Source organism: Pseudobutyrivibrio sp. YE44 (assembly GCF_900104335.1).
In the GTDB taxonomy this organism is placed as follows: Bacteria; Bacillota; Clostridia; order Lachnospirales; family Lachnospiraceae; genus Pseudobutyrivibrio.
In genome coordinates, this window is the sequence record NZ_FMXT01000011.1 from 1 (window position 1) to 17,983 (window position 17,983).

13 protein-coding genes, 8 tRNA genes and 1 rRNA gene are annotated in these 17,983 nt (G+C 39.5%); 21 read left to right on the forward strand and 1 reads right to left on the reverse strand.

What is annotated here, in order from left to right:
- The 11 genes from BLR54_RS12225 to BLR54_RS12275 form a co-directional block, all read left to right on the forward strand.
- A 23S ribosomal RNA gene (locus BLR54_RS12225) occupies positions 1-190 on the forward strand; the annotation flags it as partial.
- Positions 191-263: 73 nt separating this feature from the next.
- Positions 264-336 (forward strand) — tRNA-Asn (locus BLR54_RS12230).
- 90 nt (positions 337-426) lie between these two features.
- Positions 427-498, forward strand: a tRNA-Glu gene (locus tag BLR54_RS12235).
- A 28-nt stretch (positions 499-526) separates the two neighbouring features.
- Positions 527-599: transfer RNA gene (locus tag BLR54_RS12240), tRNA-Thr, on the forward strand.
- 64 nt (positions 600-663) lie between these two features.
- Positions 664-737, forward strand: a tRNA-Ile gene (locus BLR54_RS12245).
- Between the two features lie 21 nt (positions 738-758).
- Positions 759-832, forward strand: a tRNA-Asp gene (locus BLR54_RS12250).
- 23 nt (positions 833-855) lie between these two features.
- Positions 856-928 (forward strand) — tRNA-Val (locus BLR54_RS12255).
- 16 nt (positions 929-944) lie between these two features.
- Positions 945-1,028 (forward strand) — tRNA-Leu (locus BLR54_RS12260).
- Positions 1,029-1,058: 30 nt separating this feature from the next.
- Positions 1,059-1,132: transfer RNA gene (locus tag BLR54_RS12265), tRNA-Arg, on the forward strand.
- Positions 1,133-1,466: 334 nt separating this feature from the next.
- Entirely contained in the window at positions 1,467-1,799 is a 333-nt protein-coding gene (locus tag BLR54_RS12270; RefSeq protein ID WP_090421497.1) for a nucleotidyltransferase family protein, read from the forward strand.
- The gene (locus tag BLR54_RS12275) at positions 1,789-2,190 is read left to right on the forward strand and encodes a HEPN domain-containing protein (protein ID WP_090421499.1); all 402 of its coding nucleotides are present in this window, start codon (positions 1,789-1,791) and stop codon (positions 2,188-2,190) included. Before BLR54_RS12270 ends, BLR54_RS12275 begins: the two co-directional genes overlap by 11 nt.
- 193 nt (positions 2,191-2,383) lie before the next feature.
- Here the strand turns inward: BLR54_RS12275 and BLR54_RS12280 are convergent, their stop codons facing one another.
- A complete protein-coding gene (locus BLR54_RS12280) occupies positions 2,384-4,453 on the reverse strand; it encodes a pectate lyase family protein (protein WP_090421501.1) in 2,070 nt (689 codons plus the stop codon).
- A 417-nt stretch (positions 4,454-4,870) separates the two neighbouring features.
- On the opposite strand from BLR54_RS12280, the gene BLR54_RS12285 reads away from it, so the two are divergent.
- The 10 genes from BLR54_RS12285 to BLR54_RS12330 all read left to right on the forward strand — a co-directional run bounded on the left by BLR54_RS12285 (position 4,871) and on the right by BLR54_RS12330 (position 17,275).
- Entirely contained in the window at positions 4,871-5,059 is a 189-nt protein-coding gene (locus tag BLR54_RS12285; protein WP_090421504.1) for a hypothetical protein, read from the forward strand.
- Between the two features lie 25 nt (positions 5,060-5,084).
- Positions 5,085-5,786 carry a hypothetical protein gene (locus BLR54_RS12290; protein ID WP_090421506.1) on the forward strand — a complete coding sequence of 234 codons (702 nt, stop codon included), beginning with the start codon at positions 5,085-5,087 and terminating at the stop codon, positions 5,784-5,786.
- Between the two features lie 222 nt (positions 5,787-6,008).
- Positions 6,009-7,634 (forward strand): glycoside hydrolase family 25 protein, encoded by a 1,626-nt coding sequence (locus tag BLR54_RS12295; RefSeq protein WP_090421509.1) that lies wholly within the window; start codon positions 6,009-6,011, stop codon positions 7,632-7,634.
- 280 nt (positions 7,635-7,914) lie between these two features.
- A complete protein-coding gene (locus BLR54_RS12300; RefSeq protein WP_090421511.1) occupies positions 7,915-11,166 on the forward strand; it encodes a carbohydrate binding domain-containing protein in 3,252 nt (1,083 codons plus the stop codon).
- Positions 11,167-11,381: 215 nt separating this feature from the next.
- Positions 11,382-12,326 carry a nickel ABC transporter permease gene (nikB, locus tag BLR54_RS12305; RefSeq protein ID WP_242871250.1) on the forward strand — a complete coding sequence of 315 codons (945 nt, stop codon included), beginning with the start codon at positions 11,382-11,384 and terminating at the stop codon, positions 12,324-12,326.
- On the forward strand, positions 12,319-13,161 hold the full coding sequence (nikC, locus tag BLR54_RS12310) for a nickel transporter permease (protein ID WP_090421513.1): 843 nt from the start codon (positions 12,319-12,321) through the stop codon (positions 13,159-13,161). Before nikB ends, nikC begins: the two co-directional genes overlap by 8 nt.
- Before the next feature lie 77 nt (positions 13,162-13,238).
- Complete coding sequence (locus BLR54_RS12315) at positions 13,239-14,810, forward strand: ABC transporter substrate-binding protein (protein WP_090421516.1); 1,572 nt, start codon at positions 13,239-13,241, stop codon at positions 14,808-14,810.
- A 49-nt stretch (positions 14,811-14,859) separates the two neighbouring features.
- Positions 14,860-15,666 (forward strand): ABC transporter ATP-binding protein, encoded by an 807-nt coding sequence (locus BLR54_RS12320; RefSeq protein ID WP_090421518.1) that lies wholly within the window; start codon positions 14,860-14,862, stop codon positions 15,664-15,666.
- 8 nt (positions 15,667-15,674) lie between these two features.
- Entirely contained in the window at positions 15,675-16,445 is a 771-nt protein-coding gene (locus BLR54_RS12325; RefSeq protein WP_090421520.1) for a class I SAM-dependent methyltransferase, read from the forward strand.
- A 65-nt stretch (positions 16,446-16,510) separates the two neighbouring features.
- The gene (locus BLR54_RS12330) at positions 16,511-17,275 is read left to right on the forward strand and encodes a class I SAM-dependent methyltransferase (RefSeq protein ID WP_090421522.1); all 765 of its coding nucleotides are present in this window, start codon (positions 16,511-16,513) and stop codon (positions 17,273-17,275) included.
- Positions 17,276-17,983 lie beyond the last annotated feature (708 nt).

Here is a 17,983-nt window from a genome sequence, read left to right on the forward strand (position 1 = left end):
CATAGCTGAGTAGCCAAGTCTGGACGGGATAAACGCTGAAGGCATCTAAGCGTGAAGCCCCCCTCAAGATGAGATATCCCCTCCTTCAAGGAGATAAGATCCCTTAAAGACGATAAGGTAGATAGGTTCAAGGTGTAAGTGCAGTAATGCATTCAGCTGATGAATACTAATAGATCGAAGGTTTATTCTAAATGATGTAAGCGTAAAGTTCTCGTAATCTGTATGAAGTTTTGAGGTTGCTAGTGCAGTCCAATAATCAATAATCCTCAATAGCTCAGTTGGTAGAGCACTCGGCTGTTAACCGAGTTGTCGTAGGTTCGAGTCCTACTTGGGGAGCTCATCAAAACAAAAGATATTGAATTTATTGATAGCTTATGTTATGATTAATCAGTCGCTGAACACAAGGGTTGTGATTTCAGTCGGTTTGGCTCCGTGGTCAAGCGGTTAAGACATCGCCCTTTCACGGCGGTAACACGGGTTCGATTCCCGTCGGAGTCACTTGCCTAAAGGCAATACTTAGTAATAAGCCGATGTGGCTCAATTGGCAGAGCAGCTGATTTGTAATCAGCAGGTTATCGGTTCGAGTCCGATCATCGGCTTTTTTCTATTGAGTAGAAAGAGGCCAATTTTTTTTATAAGGGTCTTGCTTGTTACATACAATATGGACCTTTAGCTCAGTTGGTTAGAGCAACCGGCTCATAACCGGTCGGTCCAGGGTTCGAGTCCCTGAGGGTCCACTTTCTAAAATATGTTAATATGGCCTCATGGCTCAGTTGGTTAGAGCGCCGCCCTGTCACGGCGGAGGTCGAGGGTTCAAGTCCCTCTGGGGTCGTTTTCCAGTTTTATTATTATCATGGGATCTTAGCTCAGCTGGGAGAGCATCTGCCTTACAAGCAGAGGGTCACAGGTTCGAGCCCTGTAGGTCCCATTAGCCTTTTGGCTATGCCGTAGTGGCGGAACTGGCAGACGCGCGGGACTTAAAATCCCGTGGTGGCGACATCGTACCGGTTCGATTCCGGTCTACGGCATTTACTCATTAGAGTATAAAAACAAAATATGTGTGTGTAGCTCAGCTGGATAGAGCACTTGGCTACGGACCAAGGTGTCGGGGGTTCGAATCCTCTCACGCACGCTATATGATAAAAAAACGATGAGTTTATCTCATCGTTTTTTTGTTATCCACAGTGTAGCTGTGCTCACCGGCAGGTCGAATTCGAACAGGTTCGAATTCTCGCCTGCCGGCTCGGTCGGTGCTAAACGACGTCCACCGGACGTCAGCACCCTCTCACGCACACAGTTTAATTATTGAATTATAACTATATAAATAATGTTATACTAGAAATAGTTGAAGAGCATGGAATAGAAAATGATATATAACCTACTTTGAATGATGTGTATGATTTGTCTTGAAAAAAATGTTATACTGTTAAAGAGGTAAGTGTATATTGTTTATAGAGGGAAAAATAATGGCAGTTATTAATGCTAATAGAATAAATAAATTAAAACTGGATAAGATTAAGCGTGCAATAGATTTTATTGAATCCGAATCAAAAAAAGAGCGTGTTATCGATAAAGTAATATTATTTGGCAGTTGCATTACAGATAATTGTACAAATCGTAGCGATATAGACGTTTGTCTTGTGTCAAACTATGATTGCAAGAATAAAACTTTTTTTAATATATATGGAAGATTACCATTGGTAATGGATGATTCATGTGATATTTTGATATATTCAAAACTGCATGGTGCTCTTAAGGACGAAATTGACAAAAAAGGAGTAGTTGTTTATGAATCTTAATCGAATTAACGCGGATATCCAAACAGCTGAATTGAACATCTCAGATACAGGAAATCCAACAAATGATGAATTTCTATATGATGTAGCAGCGTATCATATCCAGCAAGCTATCGAGAAGGAACTTAAATACATTCTGCATAATGTTTATGGAGCAGATGAAACTACCAAAAGATTCAGGACTCACAATATTTCAACACTGTTAATTCAAGTAAATGAGTACGATAGTAATTTTATTAGTAGCCACCAAGATATAGTAGAAAATGCTGATGAGATTACTAGTTGGGAAGCTTCTACAAGATATGGAGAGGATTTGGTTGCAACTAAGGATAAGATTAAAGAAGCAATAGAGTATGCTAAGAACTTACTTGAGGAAATAAAAAATAATAATTAATAAAGACTATAAGACGGAGCCTCTACAGATTGAGAGATGGAATTTTTCCATCTCTTTTTTTTTTAACTCACCGGCAGGTCGAATTCGAACAGGTTCGAACTCTCGCCTGCCGGCTCGGTCGGTGCTAAACGACGTCCACAGGACGTCAGCACCCTCTCACACACATTTACATTTACTTTGGGGCAGTTATACTTTAGTTATTAGGATATGTTAATGTTCCGTTTTGAGCGCCTGCATGGGACATAGCCCATGACTTTGCTGCGTTTGCATCTTTAAGCTGGTAACCATAGTTATTGCTTGGTCTCCAATTGGTTGTGCCAGCAGTCTTTAGATTAGAAATGCTTGATGATAAAATGCTGCCGTTATCTGTAAAACGACCTTGATAATCCATGTCATTAACTACAGCACCTTTGTGATTTCCTTTTTCGAAGCAGTTCTTTTCAGAATAGATATTGCATTCTGTATAAGGAGTATATCCTAAATCAAAGTCATAAACATAGTTATTGTAACAATGGAAATATCCGTATCTCATAAGACCAGGTGCACGTGTTATTGTTTGTTTAAAGTAGTTGTTGCAAATGGTCATGCATGGATATCCGTTGTAGGTTCCTCTTCCGTTTTCTTCAGGATAGCCTAAAATCAATCCATATTTATGACCGCCAAAGAAACAATCTGTTACAGAAACATAATTGGCTTTTAATCCTACATAAAGGAATTTGTCTGTATCATTTGAATGAATATTATAATCTCTATTCATATCATGTCCTGGCCAAGAGCAATGGTCTAGCCAGAAATTATTCCCATCTGAAATATACATTTGAATATCATCGTTATTATTAATATTTACAGAATGTGTAAAGTTGATATTTTTGTATATGTTGTTTCCTGATGCTTTTATATTTCTAAAGTGAATATTATTAAGTGTGTGTGCTCCATACGAGCCAATAAATGTTTTATTAGATCCTACATTTACTTTTGTAAGAGAGCCCTGAGAAATATTAGAACCAATCACGATTGTGTAAGGAGTAGAGCCAGAGGCATACTGCTGAAGCTCGCCAAGAGAATTAGCAGTGACAGTTTTTCCGAACACACCACCTATAACAGATGCTTTTTCATGTCCTGAATTATCCTTTGAATATCCAGCAAAGCCTTCAACTCCAAAAGGATTAATTCTAAAACACTGGCTTGCCTGTCCACTATAGTTAGAAAGTTTGAAAGATTCGCCAGAAAGTGTTAGGGCAAGGCTTGTGTTATTGCTGCTTACGATTTTGTAGTTAAGTGCTGTGTTACTAGCATCTTTTTTTACAGCAACGATTTTCCAGCACTGAGAATTGTCGCTGCTTAAAATACCTGAGTCAGTAATCTTAACACCATCAGATACATTGCTTGAATTAGGTGTTAAACAGTAGCCAGTCTTAACATTTACTATTCTGTACACACCCTCTGAAACATATGAAAGAATCCATCTGTTTGAAGGGCTACTAGATTCAGTCGAGGTGAGCGCGGAACCATGTGAACCTCCGTCTGTCATAAGCTTTCCATCTTGACAGTTAACAAAATTCAACTGTTCCTCAGGGAAGTTGTTAGAAAGAGGTGACTGAGGACTTGGGGCTGGTGATGGATTTGTTGAAGGTGTATCAGAAGGGGTATCTGCTGGTGAAGGATCAGATGACTCTGAACCCGATGAACCATTATTGCTAGGCCAAGGAGCCTGCTCAAAATACCAGATTTCATTATTCTTTCCCTTGTATGTATATTCCTGAACATTTACACCAGAATATTTTCTTGCACCATATACATTTAAAGCTGATTTAAAATTGGAAACTTCAGTGGCAATATAATAGCCTTGATTTGAGTCAGCAGACAAAATAGCAAAATTCTGAGCTGATTGACCGTTATTAGAATAGATTTGAATATTGGTTTCATCCTTAGGTGAACCATAAGCTACATCAAGAGATAATCCACCAGTCATATCGGTGGCTGGATGTAGGCGGTAGTTACCGGTTGATGAGTTTTTCTCAAGAATCCATCGTTGACCTAGAGAACCGGTGCCAGTGGCCTGGATTACATTAGCACCTGCTGTGGATGAATCATTTTCAACAGTGAGGTACAATCCACTATTCTTATTTTTAATATAGTAGATATTACCTGATTCAGGTGCTACCGCTGCTGCCCTAACATCAATAACAGGCATAGCAATTAGTGAAGCTACAGTCATGACAAGCATAGAGAATAGCGACACGGCGCGTTTGAATGTTTTCATAAAGTATCCTCCATTATAGTTTTTTAATCATTCAAACTCGTCTCCCCATAAATTGTGTGTCCTCGCCCCAAAAATAATTGACACATATGTATTGTACCAAATTTCGTCTTTATAAATACATTCCAAATCTCTAGATGAGTATAAAATTACATGAACTCTGCTTTGTAGAGCAATATTATCTTTTAGAAAAAATTAGTTCATCGATGGTTTTTGAATTAATAAGAATGTTTATTAGATATGCATTTACTAATGTGACACTAGTGTGATACTTGGGGTGATAATATTACATCAGATAATAAAACAGACGTGTCTTTTAGGAGTGAGGAAAAAGATGAAATTTGAGAATTTTACAAGAGGAATGATGGTTTTAAGCTTAGTCGTACTAGTATGTATGATTTAAAGCTAGGAGGAAGAGTTATGAGTAGAGTTTTAAGAAGACATATAGTAATAAATATAAAGTATTTAACATTAATGAATCTTGCGTTTTTTCTAGGCGCCCATTTAGTTGGTGGAAGCTATATGTTTAGTTGTATAATAAGTATATTAGTACCAATGTGTTGTGCAGAAGCAGCGCTTTACGCTATGAATGCGGGGCTTTGTGAATAAATAAAACAGTTTTTAGGAGGAAGAAATGAAAAAAGGATTAGTAATGTTAATGATTAGTATGACATGTATGTTTGTGGCATGTGGAAGTCAGGAAGCAGTAAAGGAGGAAGCAACACAGGAGACAGCAACAGTTGATACTACAACAGAAGAGACTTCAGCAGAAACAGAAAGTCAGGAAATTGCTGTAAATGAGGAAAGTGTTGGAAAGTTAAATGATGGTGAAGGTATAGCTCCGGCAATAGACATTGAGGGATGCGCTACATTTACTGAAATTGTAGATAAAAAGCTTGAGCCTGGTATGGGTTATGCAAATGTTAAAATTGGTGATAAGGATGTAATTCTTATTACAAGTGGATGCTTCAACAATAACCCAGAGGGTGAAGAAGAGGAGATGGTTGCTATTGATGCAACAATTTTTAGATACACAAGTGAAGGAACAATTGAAGAGGTTGGAAAGGTAACTTGTGGAGGTACAGCTTATCCTTTAGCAATTAAGGATGGAGAACTTATTTGTGGCGCAAATCATTGGCTCGTAAAGGATACAATCAAAGACGGAAAGCTTGAACCAGTTTTAAAAACATGGGTTGATTATTCTGTTGGTGATGGTGCTTATTATTCAATTGACGCTACAGGAGAAGGTAAGACTATAGATGAAGATACTTTCTGGGAAGCTTTTTCTGTATATGACAATGCAGAAGTTATCACATTTTCTGTTATTGCAAAGTAGAAAGATATATATATGACTTCTCATGAGTTACATAAGGAAAAAGGCCACGAGAACCATTTTTTACAGGGAAAAAAGTTCTTTCATAGAATTGTACACTATGGGATGGATTAATTTCTTATAATAAGTAAGTATTCATAAAAGGATATTAAAAAAGTCAGGTTGAATTCTCTATAATTCAGGATTAGAATAGTTGATGATATTCTGAAAGAGGAGAATGATAATATGAAATCTGAATATGATCACTTGAATAATGGTGGTAAGCGTGCCCATTCAAGGAACAAGATAAAACGAAACAAAATACGCCGCAGAAGGATAATGATTCTCGCGGCGTTTTGTGTTGTTCTGATATTAGGAGTAAGCATATTTGCTATTAATAAAATAAGAAAGAATAATCAAGAAGAGGAACAAGCTGCTAATAGTCAGCTGACTACAGAAACAGCAGATAACACTAATGTTATGGAGGAGGAGAATCCTGAAGCAGTAGTTGAGGTTGTTGAAGATTCATCCCAAGATGAGAAAGAGACAGAAGACAGCGACCCTCAGGCGGAAGTTACTAAGGAAAATGGTGTGGAAGTAAACGTAAAAGAGGCGGTAACTGCCAGCAATGTGGGGGAAAATTCCAACCTCACCTGGGGTATAGATGTATCGAGATTCCAAGGAACCATAGATTGGGCACAGGTCGCAACTAGCGGAATTGATTTTGCTATGATTCGTGTAGGAATTAGGGACGCCAAAACCGGTGAAATCAAAGCAGACACAAATGCAAAATATAATATGCAGGAAGCAGAAAAGAATGGAATAAAGATTGGTGCTTATTTCTTTTCTACAGCAGTAACAGAAGCTGAAGCAATAGAAGAAGCGGATTGGGTTGCTTCATATATATCTAAATATCCAATCACTTATCCTGTTGGTTACAACTGCGAAGGTTTTGAGAATGCAACTAGTCGCCAGTACAACTTAACCAAGGCTCAGAGAAGCACTATTGCAGCTGCATTTCTTAAGGAAATATACAACAAGGGATATACACCTATTTTTTATGCATCAAGAAATGAACTTAGAAATGATGCAAAATGGAATGCTTCTATAATAGAAAAAAACTATAAGGTGTGGGTGGCGCAGTACACAGATGATACTTCACACCTTGATCAGGGACCAGCCTACAGTGGAAAGTATGCAATGTGGCAATACACAAACCAAGGCACAATTCCAGGTGTATCGAAAAAGGTGGATGTAGACGTAGCCTTCTTTGGATATAATGGTACGGAAACAGCAAAGGATACTTCTGAACGTGAAACTGCCACAGCTGATGTTGAAGCTCTTATGAAGTTTACCGATTGTAATGAAAGTGTCACTGCAAAAAGTAAAACAAACTTGAGAGATAAGCCTAGTCAGGGTGCAGACAGCACAGTGAAGGTTACTCTTACAAACGGACAGATTGCCACTCGTACTGGAATCAGCAACAGTGGATGGTCAAGACTGGTATACGAAGGTGGAACTTATTATGCAGTGTCAAGTTACTTAACTACAGATACTTCGGCACCAGCCCAGACCACTGACAATTCAACTAAAGCTGATTCAACTCAGCAGGTAACAACTCCAGCACCGACTACAAACACAGGTTTTAAAACTAAATTTACTGATTGCAACGAAACTATAACTGCAAAGGAAAAGGTTAACCTGCGTAATAAGCCAAGCGTTACAGATCCGGACTCACAGGTGGTTGCCACATTATATGCAGGAACAACAGCTACTCGAACAGGAATTAATAATGAATATGGATGGTCAAGAATTGTGATAGACGGACAAACTCTTTACTGTGTAAGCAGCTACATTAAAGTTGTTGAATAAGAGGACTACAAGGCTTTCTGAAACAAAAGTTTAAATGTTGCTAGTGTTGTAAAAATATAAATAAGATAATATTTTTAACAGCTCTTTGGATAAAACCAAGGAGCTGTTTTTTATTGTTTCAGTAAAAAAAGATTGTGTGATACTAAATGTCCAAATTGAACTCCTTAAATTCATAAATATTTTTGAATAGATTTGACAAAAAAAGTTGTTTTTCGATATAAATATGATTTTTTTTTACCTAATATGAAAACATGAGTTGAAATTTTAAAGGAGAAGGAAAATGAAAAAAGGAAAATGGTTTAGCACTCTTGCAATGGCTATGGCGGTATCTGTTGCAGCAACAAGTGTGCCAGCAGTTAGTGTCCAAGCGAAGGGCAAGGATGCTATCAAGGACAAGTATTCCGATGAAGGCTATAGCCTCGTATGGAATGACGAGTTTGATGGTGATTCACTTGATACCTCAGATTGGAACGTGGAGCAGCACGAGCCAGGATGGGTAAACTCTGAGCTTCAGCGTTACACAAGTCTTGATGAAGGAAATATTGAAGTCAAGAATGGAAAGCTTCTTTTGAAGCCACATGTAACAGAACCAGAGTCAACTGATGAGGAAGAAACAGAGACAGAGGTTGAAGAAAAAATCACACACATTTCGTTTGATGTAAATATAGGTGAAGATAAAAATGATTCTGATTCAATTGCCCTCCAGGTAAATTTTGGAAAGATTGATGATAGCGAGGCCGGTTCAGCTCCAGCTACAGTTAAGCTTTCTAACATATCTTTAACAGAGGATGGCGACGAGCTATTAAAGGATACAAGCTTCTCAGGAAGTGATTGGAACTGCGGCTTTAGTGAAAGTGGCAAGGGTTCATGCTCTTTTGAGGATGGAAAAGCAGTTATTGATATCGAAAATTCAGGTGATGCAAATTGGCACATTCAGCTTCAGCAAAATGGATTAAAGCTTGAAGCAGGCCATACCTATAAATTTGAAATGGATGCTGTTTCATCAGCAGACAGAATGGTAGAAATCAGTCTTCTTGATCCAGATAATGGATACGACTGGTATGGTGGAAGTAAGGAAACAATTGAGGGGTCTAAGGTTGTAGACGGAGGAAGTAGTAGTTCTTCAGGAAAGCGTGAGATTACTTCTGGACGTATTACAACTCAGGGAAAGCGCGACTTTACATATGGTCGTTTCGAAGCCAGAGCGAAGGTGCCTACAGGAAAGGGTTATCTTCCAGCTTTCTGGCTTATGGCATCAGATGAGGGACTTTATGGTCAGTGGCCAAGATGCGGAGAAATTGACATCATGGAAGTGATGGGCCAGGACACTACAAAGTCTTATCATACAATTCATTATGGCTACAGTGCGGGAAGTGGTCATAAGGAGAACCAGGGCAGCAAGGTTATTAGGGAGAATGATTTTGCGGAGGAGTACCATGTTTTCAGAGCGGATTGGGAGCCGGGAAAGATTACTTGGTATGTGGATGATGAGCAGGTTTACAGCACCAGCGATTGGTATACAGGCGCTGATGAGGCAAGCCAGCTCACTTATCCAGCCCCATTTGATCAGGATTTTTACATTATCCTTAATCTTGCAGTTGGTGGTAGCTGGGTAGGAAATCCGGATGAGGAAGCCTACGAGCACATGAACGATGACAGCTATGCTATCGACTATGTCCGTGTATATCAGAAGTCAGCTGATGAGTATGAAGAGGAAGAAGCAAAGGCAAAGCGCCCAGAGCAGAAGCCTGTAACATTCCGTGAGCCTGACGAGGATGGAAACTATGTAATAAATGGTGATTTCTCAAAGGACATTGCTTTAGATGGTAGTGATGAGGCAACAGACGATAACTGGGTGCTTCATCTTGAAAGCGATGCTAAGGATTCTAAATATAAAATAAAGAATAACAAAATTAAGATTACACCAGCGGCGGTAGGTTCACAGAATCATAGTGTACAGTTAAAGCAGGCTGGCATCCCAATGTATAAGGGATGGGAATATGAACTCACCTTTGACGCAGTTGCAGAAGAGGACAGAGATATTATTGTAGATGTGGAAGGCCCAGACAGAGGATGGACACGCTACATGCAGGACACAACAGTTCCTGTTACTACAAAGAAGACAGCTTATAAATACACCTTTACAATGAATGATAAGACTGATCCTAACACAGCACTTGAGTTTAACCTTGGTAAGCTTAAGTCTACTGCGGCAGTTACTATTTCAAATGTAAAGCTTGTTCACAAGTCAGGTGAAGAGATTGCTGATGAGAATCTCAAAGAGATTCGCCCAGATGGAAACTACATTTATAATGGTGGTTTTGATCAGGGTGAAGGCAGACTTGGATATTGGGAAATTGACGAAGATGACAAGGATGCTTTCTCAGTTACAAATAAAAAGAATACAAGAATGCTTAAGGTGGTAGCACCAAAGGGTACTTCAAAGGATAAGCCACTTAAGATTTCTCAGTCAGAGCTTTCTCCACTCTCAGCAGGACAGTATGAAATAAGCTTTGATGCCTTCACAGAGGATGGAAAAGCTGATGGACTTACAGTTTATGTGGCAGGAGAAAAATATACTCCAGAGTTAAAAGATTCAAGTAAGAACTTTGCAAAGAAGATTACACTTGAGGATAGTCTTTCACGTAAGGCCTCAAAGGTTGAATTCGTATTTACGAATCCAGGAACCTACTATCTTGATAATGCATTTTTAGGTGAATCTGCACTTATTAAGAATGGTTCATTCAATGCTGGAATAACAGGCTTTAGCCCATATATTTACGATTCAGTAAAGGCAAATTATGTAATCGACAATATGAATGGAAATGACAATGCCTTTGCCATTACTATTGAAGATACAGTTGCTGATTCAGATGATAATTGTTGGTATGTTCAGCTCAATCAGGATGGAGTTAATCTTGAAAAAGGAAAGACCTACAAGGTATCCTTCAAGGCAAAGTCATCTATTGATAGAGTAATCAAGTATTCTCTTCAGGAATTCGAAGGAAATTGGACAAATTATAGTGGAACAGGTTCTGTAGAAATTGGTAAGGAGTGGAAGACCTTCACCCATACCTTCAAGATGGAAAATGAATCTGATTCTAAGACAAGATTCAACATTACAATGGGTTCTGTTGATGGTGTTAGAATTAAGGAAAAGCATGATGTATTTATTGATGATATAGAGCTTGTAGAAGTGGATGAAAATACACCAGTAGACGAGCCAGACCCATCATTAGGTCCAGCTAATCCAGAGCCTACACCTACACCTGGTGAGGCCCCAACTCCTGGTTCAGACCCATCAGAGAATCCAGGGGAAAATCCTGGAGAAAACCCAGGTGAAAATCCTACAGTGGAGCCAACACCTACAGTAGACCCAGAGCCTACAGTAGAGCCAACTCCAGAACCAAAACCAACACCTGCGCCAAGTGTTTCACCAGAGGTTAAACATTTTATGAAGCAGGTTGCAAAGGTGGTTCATGAAATAGCAAAACAGGTTGTAAAATTCTTTTCACGTATTTTTAAATGGTAATACCCAATCCCCAACTTAAGGAATGCCGCACTACTGCGGCATTTCTTTTTTTATGCTATAGATCAAAGGATAATTGGGATAATGGATGAGGCGATATTCTTGTATGGAATGGCTACTAACAATAATGGAATAGGATAACCAGCTGGATTTTCTTGTAGAATCTAGGTTCAGATTATAATATTAATAAGCTATCAAAAGATAAAAGAGGTATTCCTTTGAAATATACTATCAAACGACTATTAGGATTAATACCCATATTACTTGCAATCACCTTTTTAAGCTTTGGAATGATGAGATTAGCAGGTTCAGATGTTGTTGAACAAAAGATGTTTAACACAGGACAGGTGGTAAGTGAGGCACAGCTTCAGGCAGCTAAGGCAGAGCTTGGTTTGGATCGTCCTTTCATTATCCAGTACGGTTCATGGCTAAACAATCTTTTGCATGGAGATATGGGAGTAAGTTATGTGTCAGGAAAGAATGTATTCGATTCTTTTGTGGAAAAGCTTCCTGCAACACTTTATTTGACGGTTGCGTCTATTTTTTTAACCGTTATTATTTCAATTCCATTAGGAATAATATCAGCAGTGTACAAGAATAAAATTTGGGATTATCTAATTCGATTTTTGAGTTTTATTGGAAATAGTCTGCCAAATTTTTTTGTATCGCTGGTACTCATGTATATATTGTCAATTAAGCTAAAGCTTTTTCCTATCATATCCAAGGAAGTAAGCCTTCAAAGCGTTGCTATGCCAGCGATTACTTTAGCAATAGCAATGTCTGCGAAATACCTAAGACAGGTTAGAGCTACAGTTTTAGATGAGCTAGGGAAGGATTATATTCTTGGTGCAAAAGCCAGAGGTGTAAAGTTTTCCATTACCCTGTGGAAGAGTGTAATGAGGGCATGTCTTGTGACAATTATCACTCTGTTGGCTCTATCTATAGGAAGTTTGCTTGGAGGAACTGCTATCGTAGAAGCTATTTTTATGTGGGATGGAGTTGGAAAGCTTGCTGTGGATGCAATAAATATGCGTGATTACCCTATCATCCAGGCATACGTAATGTGGATGGCAATTATCTATGTGACAGTTAACCTGGTGACAGATTTATCCTATAGATTACTTGATCCTAGAATAAGATTGGAGGACGCTGCTCATGAGTAAGACAAAATTGTTCTCCAAAGGAAAAAATAATAGGGTCAGACTAAAAATTATCGTATTTACGATATTAGTGTTGATGCTATTACTTACGGCGATTTTCGCAAATCATTTATGTCCATTTGATCCCTATGAACAGGATTTGACCATAGCCTACAATTCACCTAGTGCCAGTCACATTATGGGAACAGATGCCTATGGTCGTGATATGTTTTCACGTGTGTTGGTAGGTGGAAAAACCAGTATTTTATCTACCTTAGCACTTGTTTTGGTTATTACTATCTGGGGCACAATTGTGGGGGTTATTTGTGGATATAATGGCGGTGTTATCGATTCCTGCGTTATGAGGATTTCTGACCTGTGCCTTGCCTTTCCGGGGCTTGTGTTTGCTCTTGCTGTAGCGGCACTTCTTGGTGGAGGTGTAGGAAATGCTGTTATTGCACTTGCTATTATAAGTTGGCCCAAGTATTCGAGAGTGGCAAGAAGTCAAACTCTTTCCACAAAGGAAACCTGTTATGTGCAGGCGTCAATAGTTGCAGGAGCAAGGCCTGGGAGAATAATAGTGCGACATATCCTGCCTAATATATTTGGCCCAATTTTGGTAACTGCTATGTTAGATATAGGAACCATGATGATGGAGCTGGCCGGTCTATCCTTCCTTGGGCTTGGGGCACAGCCTCCTATTGCAGAATGGGGAAGCATGATGAGCAATGGACGCTCTATGCTACAGACATATCCATGGGTGGTATTGTCTCCAGGGTTTGCAATTTTCGTCTCCGTGGTTGTATTCAATCTTTTAGGAGATGCAGTGAGGGATTGCTTTGACCCAAAAGCAGCTTAGTTTGTGTAAGCCTTTGGCTTATTCATTATAATTCTTGGACAATAGTGTCTAAAAAGCATATATAAAGGAGTATAAAAATGAAGAGAATTAGAAGAGTATTGGCAGTCACACTTGCTATGATGATGGCTGTAGCAGCCCTTACAGGTTGCGGTTCTGGTAAGACAGATGCTTCAAAGAATGGTGCAGCTTCAACTGGAACAAAGGTATTCACCTTTGGTGATACAACCTTTAATGCTGAAAATGAGGAACCAACCATTGATCCTCATAGCGCATATTGTGGATGGCCTTGTGTGCGATATGGTGTTGGCGAGACCCTTTTCAAGTTTAATGATAGCATGGAACTTGAGCCATGGATTGCAGAAAGCTACGAGAATGTTGATGAGCTTACCTGGAAGATTGTGCTTAAGGATGGTGTTAAATTTTCAAACGGCAAGGCCTGTGATGCAGCAGCTGTAAAGGCTTGCATTGAAGATTTGGTGGAAGTTCATGAGCGTGCAGCAGGAGACCTTGATATAGCATCTATTGAGGCTGATGGCAATACACTTACCATCAAGACAAATAGTTCAAAGCCAACATTAATCAACTATCTTTGTGACCCATACGGTTGTATTATTGATGTTGAGGCAGGCAATGAAAACGGAATTGTAGTTGGAACAGGTCCATTTGTAGCCACTGAGCTTGTGACAGATGATCACATTAATCTAGTTAAAAATGAAAACTACTGGAATGGCGAAGTTAAGCTAGACGAGGTAAAGGTTCTTACTATTACAGATGGTGATACCCTTGCTCTTGCTCTTCAGAATGGGGATATTGATGCTGCATATGGTATGGCATATGCTTCATATCCAATTTTTGAAAATGATGATTATCAGTTTACATCAACAGCAACAAGTAGAGCTTTCTACTGTCAGATGAACTACAATTCACCAGTTATCAAAGATGATGCTGTCAGAAAAGCCCTTGCAATGGGAATTGATAAAGAGAGTTTCGTAAATACGTTATTATCTGGCTATGGATATGTGGGTCAGGGTGCATTCCCAGAGTCCTTCACATTTGGTGGACAGAACGTAAAGACAGAAAGCTATGATCCTGAAGGCGCAAAGAAGCTTCTTGAAGAAGCAGGCTGGGTTGACTCAGATGGTGATGGAATCCGTGAAAAGGATGGAAAGACTCTTACTATCAAATGGGTTAGCTATCCTTCACGTCAGGAGCTTCCTCTTCTTGCAGAGAGTGCCCAGGCAACTCTCAAGGATATTGGTTTTGATGTGCAGCTTAATGTAACTGCTGACCACGGAACAATTGTAGCTGAAAAGGATGGTTGGGATGTATATGCAGCAGCCTTTGTAACCTGCGGTATCGGCGATCCAATGTATTTCTTTACAACACATTGTTTTGATGATTCCTCAAAGAACCGTGGTGGATATCACAGCGATGAGCTTCAGGAATTGGCTGATAAGATGAATGCTACCTTTGATAAGGATGAAAGAAGTCAGATTGCAATTGATATGCAGCAGCAGATTCTTGATGACAACGCCTTTATCTTCTGTTCATTCCTTAAGATGAGCATGATTAGCAAGTCAAATGTAACTGGCTTAAAGGCTTGGCCATCAGATTACTACGAGCTTACAGCAGACTTAGATATAGAATAAGCCTTCCTACTGAGGGAGGGTGGCCTGAAGGGCCCAATGAGGTGTATATTTGGAGATACTAAAGCTAGACTCAGTGCAAATTACATATGATGGTATTCCAGTTGCGGAAGATATAAGTTTTTCCCTAAATGAGGGGGAAATTCTAGGTGTGGTAGGCGAGTCTGGTAGTGGTAAGTCTACAATCATAAAAGCGGTGGTTGGATTATTGAATTCTGGTGGTGCTGTAAAAAATGGCACCATCAGATATAAGGGTGAGAATCTTCTTGAGAAATCCGAAAGGCAGCTGCGCCAGATACGAGGTAAGGAAATCGGTATGATTTCTCAGAATGCCAGTACAACCTTTTGTCCAATAAGAAAGGTTGGGGATCAGATTTATGAAACTTTGCGAGCCCATGGAAAAATCAGCAAAAGGGAAGCCAAGACGAAAACTCTTGATATTTTTAATAAGCTGAACTTTATGGATGGGGAAAAGGTTTGGAACAGTTATCCTTTTCAGTTGTCTGGTGGAATGAATCAGCGTGTGGCAGTGGCTTTGGCCATGCTTCTAGAACCAAAGATACTGTTGTCTGATGAGGCAACAAGTGCTTTGGATAACATTTCCCGCAATCAGGTTATAAGCGAATTAATTAAGCTTTATGATATGGGGACTTCAGTCATCTTTGTCACCCATGATATCGATATTGTTGAATCAATCTGTGACAAGGTGTTGGTACTGAAGGATGGTCGGATGCAGGAATATGGCTCAGCAAAGCAAGTATTATTTAATCCTCAGAATCAGTATACAAAGCACTTAATACAATGTACTAGACAATTACGCGGTACTGGCTATGGTAAGGCCGCAGGAAATGAAGTATAATCCAGCCTATGGACATTTATGAAGAAAACAAAGCCTACTGGCAAGGTAGGGCTGAAGGATATTCAGAAGTAAACAAAGAAGAACTAGCAGGCGTCCAACGAAAAAATTGGACGTCTTTTTTGAATTCACAGATTCAGGAACACTTCCCCGAGAGAGCACCAGAAACTATCAGAATTTTAGATGTGGGTGCTGGGCCAGGTTTCATATCAATTATATTGGCAGAGTCCGGCTACCAGGTCACGGCTCTTGATTTTGCAGAGCATATGCTTGAACAGGCAAAGCTAAATGCAGGTCCTCTGGCATCGCAGATTACGTATGTTCAAGGGGATGCCACCAAGCTTCCATTTGACAAAAGTAGCTTTGATGTAGTATTCTCTAGAAACTTGATTTGGAATATCCAGTTTCCTGAGAAAGCTTACCAGGAATGGATTCGCGTTCTTAAGCCTAATGGGTTGATGCTTGTGTTTGATGCCAATTGGTACGCTTATCTTGTGGATGATAAAAAGCTTGCAGAGTATGAACAGGATAGAGCTAATGTTGCAGCAGAGGGACTTGGAGATTATAACATCGGAGAGAATTTCGATAAGATGGATGTTATAGCCTCTAAAATGCCTTCTACGGCTCGATTACGTCCAGAGTGGGATAAAGACTACCTGGAATCTATAAAAGCCGGCACAGTGGAAACTAGAGAGGATATCGGCAGCATCCTGTATTCGGAAAAGGAAAAGATAAACTATAAGTCAACACCACTTTTTATGGTGAAGCTTATTAAGAACTGAGAACATAGTCTTGCTCATTAGATAAATGAGCATCTCCCTTAGGGAGTTAGAATGGATAAAAAGTAATGGGTGAATTACACTATATAGCCTTTGAAGACGAGGCAGACAATATAAAGGAAAAGGTGGAGAGCTACTGGACAAAGAGAGCAGACAGCTTTTTTGAACTTCGACACGACGAGATAGAAAGCGAAAAGGCTGCTCGCTGGCTTGGAGAGATAAAAAAGCTTTTACCTGAGGGAAAACAGCTAAATATCTTGGACGTGGGTTGTGGCACTGGATATTTCGAAGTACTTTTAGGAAGACTTGGTCACAGGGTTACAGGCATCGATTTGACTCCAGAGATGATTAATGGCGCCAACGAAATGATTCGTATATACCAATTGGATGCTGACAAGGTGAAATGTCAAATCGGTGATGCTGAGCATCTGGAATTTGAGGATGAAACCTTTGACGTGGTCATCACTCGAAATCTTACCTGGACTTTACCTCATCCAATCGAAGCATACGGTGAATGGTATCGTGTGTTAAAAAAAGATGGCGTGCTTATAAATTTTGATGCTGAATATGCAAAAGGAGCACACAATCTTAAGAGTCCAGAGAATATAGCTCATAGCAAAATTAGTGATGAGCTTAAGGATGAATGTCATGATATTTATCACATGTTAACCATTAGTACACTTAATAGACCAAATTGGGATGAGTGTGTATTACGCCACATTGGGTATGAAAACGTAAAAATCGATTCTAGTTTCGGAAGCCGCATATTTATTGAAAAAGATGAGTTTTATATCCCAGATCAGATGTTTTGTATATCGGCTTCTAAGCCTTGAAAATAGCGGAATTGGTACACAATACTTACCAAGTGTGCATGAGAGTTAGCGCTGACTAATTCGAAGTACATGAAAAATACAAAATTTGTGAATAAATTGTGAAAAAAAGTCTTGCGCAAACGGTTACGTAGTGTTATATTATCTAACGTACTAGCGAAAAGCTAATACCAAATTTTTCATAACTCAGCGACCAAGGGCAACTTTGGTCGCACTCCCCGAACTTTCACCGGCGCCTTCAAGCGTCGGTTTTTTAATGTCCATTTCCCCGCTATTCACACCCTCTATCTTTTTTATATGCCAAGGCTCCCCTGCCCATATAATCCAGCCCCCGCATTACGACCTCCCTTGTAGTTACTAGTGCACAGCCTCACCTGCTGCTCCACCCGGGCCCGCCACTTATGTATTAACATGATTGAAAATGAATTTTGTATTTTCTTAATGCTACAAACGAGCTTTTGGTAGGTGTCTTTTATTTGGTGTTGCACTTTGAAGCTACTGTATGTATAGCTCAGACACTTATAGGTTAAAATAATGCTCCTCATCAGGGGATATAACTATCAGTTGCTTCCATACTCCGTTTGCTAAGTAAAATTTAAAAAGCAGGTTTTGAATGTGTAGTCACCGTGGCACATTCAACATCGTGTCTCAAGTGACCACTGCAGCCGCCGTCCTAGCGACTGCTGCCTATACATACAAAACCTGCTTTTT

Coding starts and splice junctions, on each gene's coding strand:
- BLR54_RS12290 (WP_090421506.1), top strand. CDS start 5,085: ATGAAAAAAGGATTAGTAATGTTAATGATTAGTATGACATGTATGTTT.
- BLR54_RS12330 (WP_090421522.1), top strand. CDS start 16,511: ATGGGTGAATTACACTATATAGCCTTTGAAGACGAGGCAGACAATATA.
- BLR54_RS12295 (WP_090421509.1), top strand. CDS start 6,009: ATGAAATCTGAATATGATCACTTGAATAATGGTGGTAAGCGTGCCCAT.
- BLR54_RS12300 (WP_090421511.1), top strand. CDS start 7,915: ATGAAAAAAGGAAAATGGTTTAGCACTCTTGCAATGGCTATGGCGGTA.
- BLR54_RS12270 (WP_090421497.1), top strand. CDS start 1,467: ATGGCAGTTATTAATGCTAATAGAATAAATAAATTAAAACTGGATAAG.
- BLR54_RS12325 (WP_090421520.1), top strand. CDS start 15,675: ATGGACATTTATGAAGAAAACAAAGCCTACTGGCAAGGTAGGGCTGAA.
- nikC (WP_090421513.1), top strand. CDS start 12,319: ATGAGTAAGACAAAATTGTTCTCCAAAGGAAAAAATAATAGGGTCAGA.
- BLR54_RS12285 (WP_090421504.1), top strand. CDS start 4,871: ATGAGTAGAGTTTTAAGAAGACATATAGTAATAAATATAAAGTATTTA.
- BLR54_RS12275 (WP_090421499.1), top strand. CDS start 1,789: ATGAATCTTAATCGAATTAACGCGGATATCCAAACAGCTGAATTGAAC.
- BLR54_RS12280 (WP_090421501.1), bottom strand. CDS start 4,453: ATGAAAACATTCAAACGCGCCGTGTCGCTATTCTCTATGCTTGTCATG.
- BLR54_RS12315 (WP_090421516.1), top strand. CDS start 13,239: ATGAAGAGAATTAGAAGAGTATTGGCAGTCACACTTGCTATGATGATG.